Raw genomic sequence first — 8,760 nt, 5'->3', positions numbered from 1 at the left:
CCTGTATCAATCGGTTGCCCTGCCAACAAATTATTCGCCTGTAACACCGTAATCGCTGGGTCAATGCTTGGACTTTGCATTTGGGCAAAGTCGCTAACAAGCGTTGGGATTTTTTGNCGAGTTTCACCGATAAAATTGGCAAGTTCATCGCTCACAGGCAACGTCCCGTCAAGAACTCGGTTAAGCATATTCTCAACTGCCCATGCCATTTCGCCAACTTGATAAGCTCCAACCATACGCCCTGAGCCTTTTAGCGTGTGGAATCCACGGCGGATTTCTTTTAAGGTTTTTAGGTCACTTGGGTCGGCTTGCCAGACAGGTAGGTTACTGTCCATTTCTTGTAGAACTTCATCAGCTTCTTCAATGAAGATTTCACGGATTTCTTCATCTGCCATGTCAAAGTCGTCAGGCTTTAGGGCTTCACGTGCTTTGATAAGTTCTTCACTGTCAGCAATTGTTTGGGCTTGATTGTCGTTTATAGCTTCAGCAATTGCTACTTGCGTTTCTTCTGCCACTGTTTCGTTAATGGGCGTTTCTTCATTTAGTTCTGTTAAAATCGGCTCATCATCAAAAATCACATCATCATCGTCAAAAACAATATCATTGCTTTCTACGTTTTCCCGATTTTCTACACTTTCTGCGAATTCAGTGTTTACTACTCGCTCAGTGATATTATCACCACTCGCAATTTTTTCGCCTTCATCATCGTAAACAATAGTATTTTCACCAAACACTTTATCACGCGACGGCACGGCACTCACCGTTAAAGGCTCATCGATTAGTTTTTTCACCAATAAATTAGCACGGTTTAATTGTGTTTGAGTTTTGTCTAACAACGCTTCATTTAAACTTTGATGTGATAAATCGTCCAAAAACAACTCGAAACGAGCAATCATTTCGGCAATTGCATCGGTGGCTTCCCAGCTTAACACCGCCACACGTTTGCTTACCAAACGGCTTAACAAAATACGTAATTGCTCGGTTAATTCTTTTGGACGAGCCAAATTTAACAAGCCAAATACTTGCACCATCGCCACAAGGTCATCATTGACATTGAGCTGAGCAAGGTTGTGTGATGTTGTAAAAGTATTAAACGAACGTTTTACATTTTCTAAATGAACCCGTGTTTGACGGACTGCTTCTTGTTTTGGGTCGGAGGCATAGGCGAACTGATGCAGACCGATTTCGCTCTCAAGCGTATCGACCGTTGATAAAATCTGCGTGTACAAATCTTGCAACTGACGCTCAACTTGCCACGCCAAACTCGATGCCATGCTCGCATCGTCCATCATCATCTGCACATCGGCAATAATAACATCAAACTGATGCTCATACAGCACCCAACCACGATTTGCCAACGCCGTTTTAATATTTTGCAAAATTGGCAAAATCACTTCAGGTTGATAAATTTGGTAAATGGTTTTTTCTAAATCTGCCAAAATTTGGCTAAATAACGTGGTATGTTGCAAACTTTCATTTAAATCCAAACTTGCCAACAAACTTTTTGCATCTTCAGTTTTTTGGGTTAATTGACTCAAATGTAGCAACACATCCACCGCCAAACGCCCTGTATCAAAGTCAGGCACGGACTCGTCTGCATCGTGCATCAAGGCTTCCAAATTTGCCAAAAATGCCACATATTGCTCAGGCGTTGGCTTTTCATTTAACGCAAGGCTAGAAAACCACAACGCCATCAAATGCCAAACTTGACGATACGACGTATTTAACGGTGATGTCGCCAAATAATTTGCCAATTTTGTCAGCGTTTCTAAAGTTTTACCGTCATTTTTTTGTAATTGTAACAACTGCAACGTGCAATACCGCCAAAGCTTAGTCAATTCTTGCACACGCACGGCTTTATCTTGCCATTCACGTTCAACATTGGGTATTGGTAATTTTGCTAAAAATGCTGATTTTGTATCACTATCCATCACCTCAGGCAATGGCTGAGTAACTAATTTGCTAAAATTTGGATTCGGAATATCCAGCGTTTCATGCAAAAATTTGATACGGTCAATCAACCAATCTTGATGAATTTGCTGTTTGGGTTGTAATTGCTGAATTTCATAATGCAATAATTGAATGGCTTGGCTCAGCGTTTGTTTGGCAACTTGCTCATTTTTAAAGGATAGATGCTCGGTCAATTCACCGCGTGACACCGCCAAACTTGCCATTTCCAAACTAGTGGCAAGCTGAGCCAACAAGGGCTGATTGGTTAAGGTCAACGCACCGCTAACTTGGTGCATCGACTGCCCCAATGCCGTCCAATCCATCGGCTCATCATCACGCTTTAACAGACGATTTTGTTCATCAAAAATATCTTGTAATACTGGCATTAACCAGTCTAAAGCGACCAAAGTGCGTTGTTTACTCATACTTTCCTACCGTCACGATATATTTAATTTTTTTAAATTTCCAAACTTTACAATTAAAAAAATTGATAAAATTAACCTGCCAGAATTAGCTCGTTAAGGTTAATTGTTGCACCCACATTGGGGCATTTTTTTTGCAAAACACATTTACATTTGCCAAAGGTAAATGTACCAATTCCGACTGCTGAATTTTGGTCAATTCACCAACGCCCAACAAAAGTACGCCATCATCTGCCAAAAATTGGGTCAAATATTGCAAAATATCCCGCTTTTCAAATTGGCGAAAATAAATCAGCACATTTTTGCACACAATAATTTGACATTGGCGTTTTGCCAATGGGATAAATGCCGATTTATCCACCAAATTTTTGCTAAAAAATTGCAAATGTCGGCGATATTCTGGCAATACGCCAAATTTTTTGTCAAATATTTGCAATTTATCATGATAAAACGTGGGAATATCTGCCAATTCTGCTTTATCATACAGCCCTTGTTTGGCGATTTCGAGCGACTGTTGACGAAAATCCGAGCCGTACACCAAAAATTCACGCCCATTATGTTGTAGCAATTCTTGTGCCAAATTGAGCAATAAAGAAACAGGTTCTTGCCCTGTGGAGCAACCGACACTCCACACTGTAAAAGGCATTGAGATAGCTTGATAAGCATTTGCCCATGCTTTGGTATATTGTGCTAAAAAGTTAAAGCTCGACTGATGCCGAAAAAATTGGGTTCTTGGGATTAAAATATCATCAAACAAACAATGATAGACCTCTTTATCCAACGCCAATTTTTCCAAAAACTGGGTGCTAGTCAATGCGTGTTTGGCTAAATGCCGTTCAATCACGATTTTCACCCAGTTTACCTGAGCATCGGGCAACACAAAACCTACTTGATGCTCAATGTATTTGAGCCATAGGCCTAATTCATTTGGCGTGATTCGGTGTGATTGCACGGTTTACCTTTTTAAATTAATTTATAATTAATTAATAATTTATTTAATTATTTTTGTTAAACTTACAACATTAAAATGACTAAAAAGGGTGGCAAAACCACCCCTACCAACGATTTGGCATTAGCCATTAGTTAATGGTAAAAGCTTCGTCAGGTAGTTTGAAACCAGATACCGATTCTTGTAACGATGCCGCCATTTCATTGAGCTGACCAATCGAGCGTGCTGCTGCCAAAGTACCCGACGTGGTTTGTGATGTAATGTCTTGAATGATGTTCATCGTATTGGAAATGTGACCTGCTGATGCCGCCTGTTGCTTTGCAGCATCAGAAATCGACTGAATCAGCTCTGCAAGGCTATTAGAAACCGATTGTACTTCTTCAAGGGCTTCACCCGCATCTTTTGCCAATTTCGCCCCTTTTACAACCTCAGCTGTGGTCGATTCCATTGACATAACCGCTTCGTTGGTATCTGCCTGAATGGTTTTTACCAGCGTTTCAATCTGCTTGGTTGCTGTGGCTGAACGTTCCGCAAGGCGTTGTACCTCGTCAGCAACGACCGCAAAGCCTCGTCCTGCTTCACCCGCCATCGATGCTTGAATCGCAGCGTTTAGAGCCAGAATGTTGGTCTGGTCAGCAATATCATTAATCAATCCGACGATATCACCAATCTCCTGCGATGATTCACCCAGACGTTTAATACGTTTTGAAGTTTCTTGAATCTGGTCACGAATCGTATTCATACCATCAATTGAACGTTGTACCACTTCCGCCCCATTATAGGCAATCGCAACCGAACGGTCCGCAACCGATGCTGATTCGGCAGCGTTGGTTGATACTTGGTCAATCGATACCGCCATTTCGTTAATCGCAGCTGACGCACCCGCAATCTCTTGGGCTTGGCTTTCTGATGCTTCGGCAAGCTCGACCGCAGTCGCCTGCGTTTGGTCAGATGCACGGGCAACTCGTTCTGCGGTGACGTTAATCGCTGATACTAACTGACGTAATTGGTCAATCGCAAAGTTCACCGAGTCAGCAATCGCCCCTGTAAAGTCTTCTGATACCGTGGCGTTCACTGTCAAGTCACCTTCTGCCAAGTCGCCTAACTCATCAAGCAGTCGCAAAATCGCCATTTGGTTACGCTCGTTTTCTTCTTGAATTTTACGAGCACGCTCTGATTCTGCTTCCATTTCGTGGCGTTGACGCAAGGTTTCACGCTCACCGATACGGCGTTCTTCTTCACCTTTGGCTTGTAATTGACGATACATAAAGTACAGTGCCAACAAGAACCCAATCGATGCAGTTAATGCCAACGCCCAATATAGCATTGGATTATGATGCGATGCTATACCTGAACCACTTGTAACCACTTGGTTATTGGCATCAGCAAATTTAATCACCGCATTGGCTTGTTCACGGGCTTGGCTATACACGCCTTCATTGGCAATGAGCTGTTCTAATGCAGGTTTTACTACACTGTCAAAACTTTGTTTAATCGCATTCAAGGTTTCTAGTTGGGTGGCGTTAAATACTTTTTGAATTTCAGGCGTACCTGTTAATTCCGCATTAATGGTCGCTTCAAATTGTTGTAAATCTTGGATTAAGGCTTTGATATCAGTACTTTGGTTAGACTGTAACAGATTGATTTGATGGTGAATTTTTTCAGCTAACCATACTTGATTATTGGCAATCGCCACTTGATTGGTGGTTGCCCCTGTTGCCAACATTTTTTCAACCAATTGACGATATTGGGTTTGTAATTCTGGCAAAGTTTTGGCAATATTACCCATACCTTCATTAAATTTGCCAATGGGTTCTTGGTTTTGCAATAAAAAGTCAATACGTTTTTGATTTTCCGCCCAACCTGACACGATACTTGGATTTGCATTCACTGCCGTGTTCATTTCTTTGGCATTTTTATCCAAATTGGCAATACCTGCTTTTACACCGTTAGCATCACTGGCTTTTAACGTATTGTCCACGCTATTTGCGATACCTTGGCTAATCGCCCCCACATTGGTAGTAACAGGTGCCGAGCCTTGATTACCCAACAAGCTATAGACCAAATAAATAAACGCCAAAATAGCCATGATTGTGACAAGTGTCGCCAAAGTCGTCCATTTTTTAGACTCTTGGTTGCCGACATTGTCCACAAATTTTTCTGATGAAACCGCGACAGGCGACGTCGTATTGGTATTCACGCTAGAAGTTTGGGTATCCATGAATAGATGTTCCTCTATTTATAATCAAAACGTTAACAACACAGGTTTTGATTAAACAATCATTGATTAAAAATTAAAAATCTATAGCGATGCTTCTAAATAACGCGGATCAGCCACCAAGCGGCTTGGCATAAATACATACCACGTTTGGTCATTTTGGCGAAAACGCCCATGCGTATAGTTTGCCAAAGGCGACTCTGCTAGCAAACCAATCGGCTCATATTGACGTTGGTTAAAGGTCTGAATACCTAACACCTCATCAACTTGTAAACCGCTAAAAATCTTAGGTTGGTCAACGACCAGAAGTTTTTGCTGTGTCGGTCTGGTTTTTGCTGGGGGTAATCCCAAAAAATTGCCCAAATGGGTAATCGGCAACAAACGTCCACGCACATTCGCCACCCCTGTAACCCACGGCTTTGCCAACGGCACAGGCGTGACATCAGGAATAGACAAAACTTCAGCAATATCACCAAGCGGTGCAACCAACTGCTCACCACCTAGCATAAACCCAATGCCAAGCCACTGGGTTTTTGCGGTAAAATGCTCACCTTTTTTGCGTTTTACCGCCCTATCGGCTAAGCGTAATAGCTCAATAAATCCGTTTGATGCCACAGACCATTACTCCATCATTGCTTGAATGACTTGAATAAGTTCACTTTCTGTCACAGGCTTTGTCAGATAATCTTTTGCCCCTTGACGTTTGCCCCACACACGGTCAGTTTCTTGGTTTTTGGTGCTAATAATCACCACAGGGATATGTGCTGTTGCAGGGTTTTTAGTGATTTGACGGGTTGCCTGAAAACCATTCATCTCAGGCATGACCACATCCATCAAGATCACATCAGGTTGGTCATTAATCGCATGTTGAATACCGTCTTCGCCTGTGGTCGCTTCAATAATTTCATGGTCATGACGTGTCAAGATATCACGAAACTTTGCCATTTCTGACGGGGAATCATCAACTACTAAAATCTTTGCCATAATATTTCCTTACAAACTTTTTTATGGTAAATTCACAATAAAATTTAGAATAAAAACTTTCATGAGAAAATTTTAATTAATTAGCAGGGCGATAGCGGTTAATCGCATCGAACAATTCTTCTTTGCTAAATGGCTTGGTTAAATATTCATCAGAACCCACAATACGCCCACGGGCTTTGTCAAATAGACCGTCTTTTGATGACAACATAATGACAGGTATATTCGCAAAATCAGCGTTGTTTTTGATTAACGCACAAGTTTGATAACCGTCAAGACGTGGCATCATGATATCCACAAAAATTACATCAGGGTTTGAATCAGCGATTTTTGCCAACGCATCAAAACCATCAACTGCAGTAACCACTTGGCAACCTGCTTTTTCAAGCAAAGTCTCAGCTGTACGACGAATGGTTTTTGAGTCGTCAATAATCATGATTTTTAGACCGTCAAAATTTGCGTCCATAGTAAATTCCTAAGATTGTTGTGGGTTCAAAGACGATAAATTAATAACTTTAAGTTATCAAAAACACGTTCTAAAACCTTTGTGAAATTGAATTGATAAAATTTATTTTGCTAAACAAACTTTTATCCTTATGTCGCTAAATGTTACCATATTTTTTCAAGTAAAATAAACCATTAATAGGATAATTTCGCAGTTTGAGTGTATAAAATGCAAATTCTTCATAAAATCTTGTATAATCTACCATAAATCAGCACCAAACAAAATACTATCAATCAAATAAAAGCACATTTTATTACAATATTCACCCGTTATTTTGTTACAATAGTTCATTTAGGATTTTTGTAACTGTTAGTTGTCATATTGATTTAATTCTACCAAATATTGTTTGTTTTTTAAGGAAGTCCCATGAGCCAATCGCCCCTTCTTATGTTAAAAGCTGTGTTAAAAAATGCCGATTTAAAAAGCCCAAAATTTTTTGTTTTTAAACGTTTTTTTAACCCTATTTTTAATAAAAATATTGCTAAAAACCAAACTCTTTTAGCCGTGATAATTGGGCTAAGTATGGGACTAACGGCGTGCAACAAAGCCCAAAACAACAACCAAGATCAAACCAATAAAGACGGCACACCAACCACCGCCACCAGTCAAGATAACGCCAATCGCCAAGAAATTGAGCTACTGTCAAGCGATATCATAACTGCTAAAGCTGAACGCTATCAGCCAAGCGTAACAGTAACAGGAACATTGCAAGCCAGCGACAAAACCGCCGTGCAATCTACGGTTTCTGCCCAAGTACAAAAAGTGTTGGTCGATATTGGACAGCCTGTCAAGAAAAATCAACCGCTTATCCAATTAGATAGCCGAGATAGCGACAACCAACTTGCCCAAGCCCAAGCAGACGTGAGTGCCACCGAAGCCCAAGCCCAAGTCGCCATTGAGTTGGCACAAAAAAATAAAATTTTACTTGAACAAGGTTTTGTCTCGGAAATGGAATACAAACGTAGTCTTGCCGATGCCAAAGCCCAACAAGCTTCCGTAAAAGCCAAAAAAGCTCAACTAGATATCGTGAAAAAACAAGCAGGCGATACCGTGATTGTCGCCCCTGCTGACGGTATTATCGGTAGCCGAAATGTGAATGCAGGACAAATCGTCGCCCCAAATCAACCACTCATGGAAATTATCAATCCGAAAAAACTCGAGTTTAGTGCCAATGTGCCAAGCGAAGCACAGCCAATTACCGTTGGGCAAAGCGTGCCGTTTCAGGTAGCCAATGCGACCGATCAGTTTGTTGGACAAATCAGCCGAGTTGCCCCACAGATTGACCCAACGACCAGACAATTGCCGATATTTATCACAGTAAAACCTGAACAAAATGGCTATGTGTTAAAGGCAGGGCAATTTGCCACAGGACAGCTCGATTATGGGCAAATCCAAGTCGGCGTACTCATTCCGATAACGGCGGTGAGTTTTGACACCAATCCTACACCAACCGCAAGCAACGTTACGGCAACCAATCCTGTTATCAATCCAAACTTAAAAGCCAATGCTCTGACGAATGATGCCAACGCACAAAATCAAACGGGTATGGTAAATGTGATTGGGCAAGACCATATTATCAAAACGCAACCTGTGCAGATTATCCGCCGTCAAGACGATAGCGGACAATATTTGGTAACAGGCATTGAGCAAGGCACGGTTGTGATTACTATTCCGATAAAGGCAGAACAAGTTGGCAAAAAAGTTGTGTTAAAATAATTTTTACAAAAAGAGCAAT

7 protein-coding genes are annotated in these 8,760 nt (G+C 41.2%); 1 reads left to right on the top strand and 6 read right to left on the bottom strand.

The window, feature by feature from the left end:
- From A3G3_RS14955 to pilG, 6 genes are all read right to left on the bottom strand, one after another.
- On the bottom strand, positions 1 to 335 hold a 335-nt coding region (locus tag A3G3_RS14955), incomplete at its 3' end, for an Hpt domain-containing protein (protein ID WP_456152356.1).
- A 2,125-nt stretch (positions 336 to 2,460) separates the two neighbouring features.
- Positions 2,461 to 3,324: a CheR family methyltransferase gene (locus A3G3_RS0104715; protein WP_019519390.1), complete on the bottom strand. Its 864-nt coding sequence runs from the start codon at positions 3,322 to 3,324 to the stop codon at positions 2,461 to 2,463.
- A gap of 127 nt (positions 3,325 to 3,451) precedes the next feature.
- Entirely contained in the window at positions 3,452 to 5,542 is a 2,091-nt protein-coding gene (locus A3G3_RS0104710; RefSeq protein ID WP_019519389.1) for a methyl-accepting chemotaxis protein, read from the bottom strand.
- Between the two features lie 81 nt (positions 5,543 to 5,623).
- Positions 5,624 to 6,154: a chemotaxis protein CheW gene (locus A3G3_RS0104705; RefSeq protein ID WP_019519388.1), complete on the bottom strand. Its 531-nt coding sequence runs from the start codon at positions 6,152 to 6,154 to the stop codon at positions 5,624 to 5,626.
- Positions 6,155 to 6,160: 6 nt separating this feature from the next.
- Positions 6,161 to 6,523, bottom strand: a complete 363-nt coding sequence (locus A3G3_RS0104700; protein ID WP_019519387.1) for a response regulator — start codon at positions 6,521 to 6,523, stop codon at positions 6,161 to 6,163.
- A 76-nt stretch (positions 6,524 to 6,599) separates the two neighbouring features.
- Complete coding sequence (gene pilG / locus A3G3_RS0104695; RefSeq protein ID WP_019519386.1) at positions 6,600 to 6,986, bottom strand: twitching motility response regulator PilG; 387 nt, start codon at positions 6,984 to 6,986, stop codon at positions 6,600 to 6,602.
- A 405-nt stretch (positions 6,987 to 7,391) separates the two neighbouring features.
- Here pilG and A3G3_RS0104690 point away from each other — a divergent pair, with 405 nt between their 5' ends.
- Positions 7,392 to 8,741, top strand: a complete 1,350-nt coding sequence (locus A3G3_RS0104690) for an efflux RND transporter periplasmic adaptor subunit (protein ID WP_019519385.1) — start codon at positions 7,392 to 7,394, stop codon at positions 8,739 to 8,741.
- Positions 8,742 to 8,760: the final 19 nt, after the last annotated feature.

It is taken from the genome of Moraxella boevrei DSM 14165 (assembly GCF_000379845.1).
Taxonomy (GTDB): Bacteria; Pseudomonadota; Gammaproteobacteria; order Pseudomonadales; family Moraxellaceae; genus Faucicola; species Faucicola boevrei.
Note: the sequence above shows the minus strand (reverse complement) of the source record. Positions and strands in the feature narration are given on the sequence as shown.

Excerpts from the sequence above, each read along its gene's own strand:
- A3G3_RS0104700 (WP_019519387.1), bottom strand. The coding sequence starts at position 6,523 with ATGGCAAAGATTTTAGTAGTTGATGATTCCCCGTCAGAAATGGCAAAG.
- A3G3_RS0104710 (WP_019519389.1), bottom strand. The coding sequence starts at position 5,542 with ATGGATACCCAAACTTCTAGCGTGAATACCAATACGACGTCGCCTGTC.
- pilG (WP_019519386.1), bottom strand. The coding sequence starts at position 6,986 with ATGGACGCAAATTTTGACGGTCTAAAAATCATGATTATTGACGACTCA.
- A3G3_RS0104690 (WP_019519385.1), top strand. The coding sequence starts at position 7,392 with ATGAGCCAATCGCCCCTTCTTATGTTAAAAGCTGTGTTAAAAAATGCC.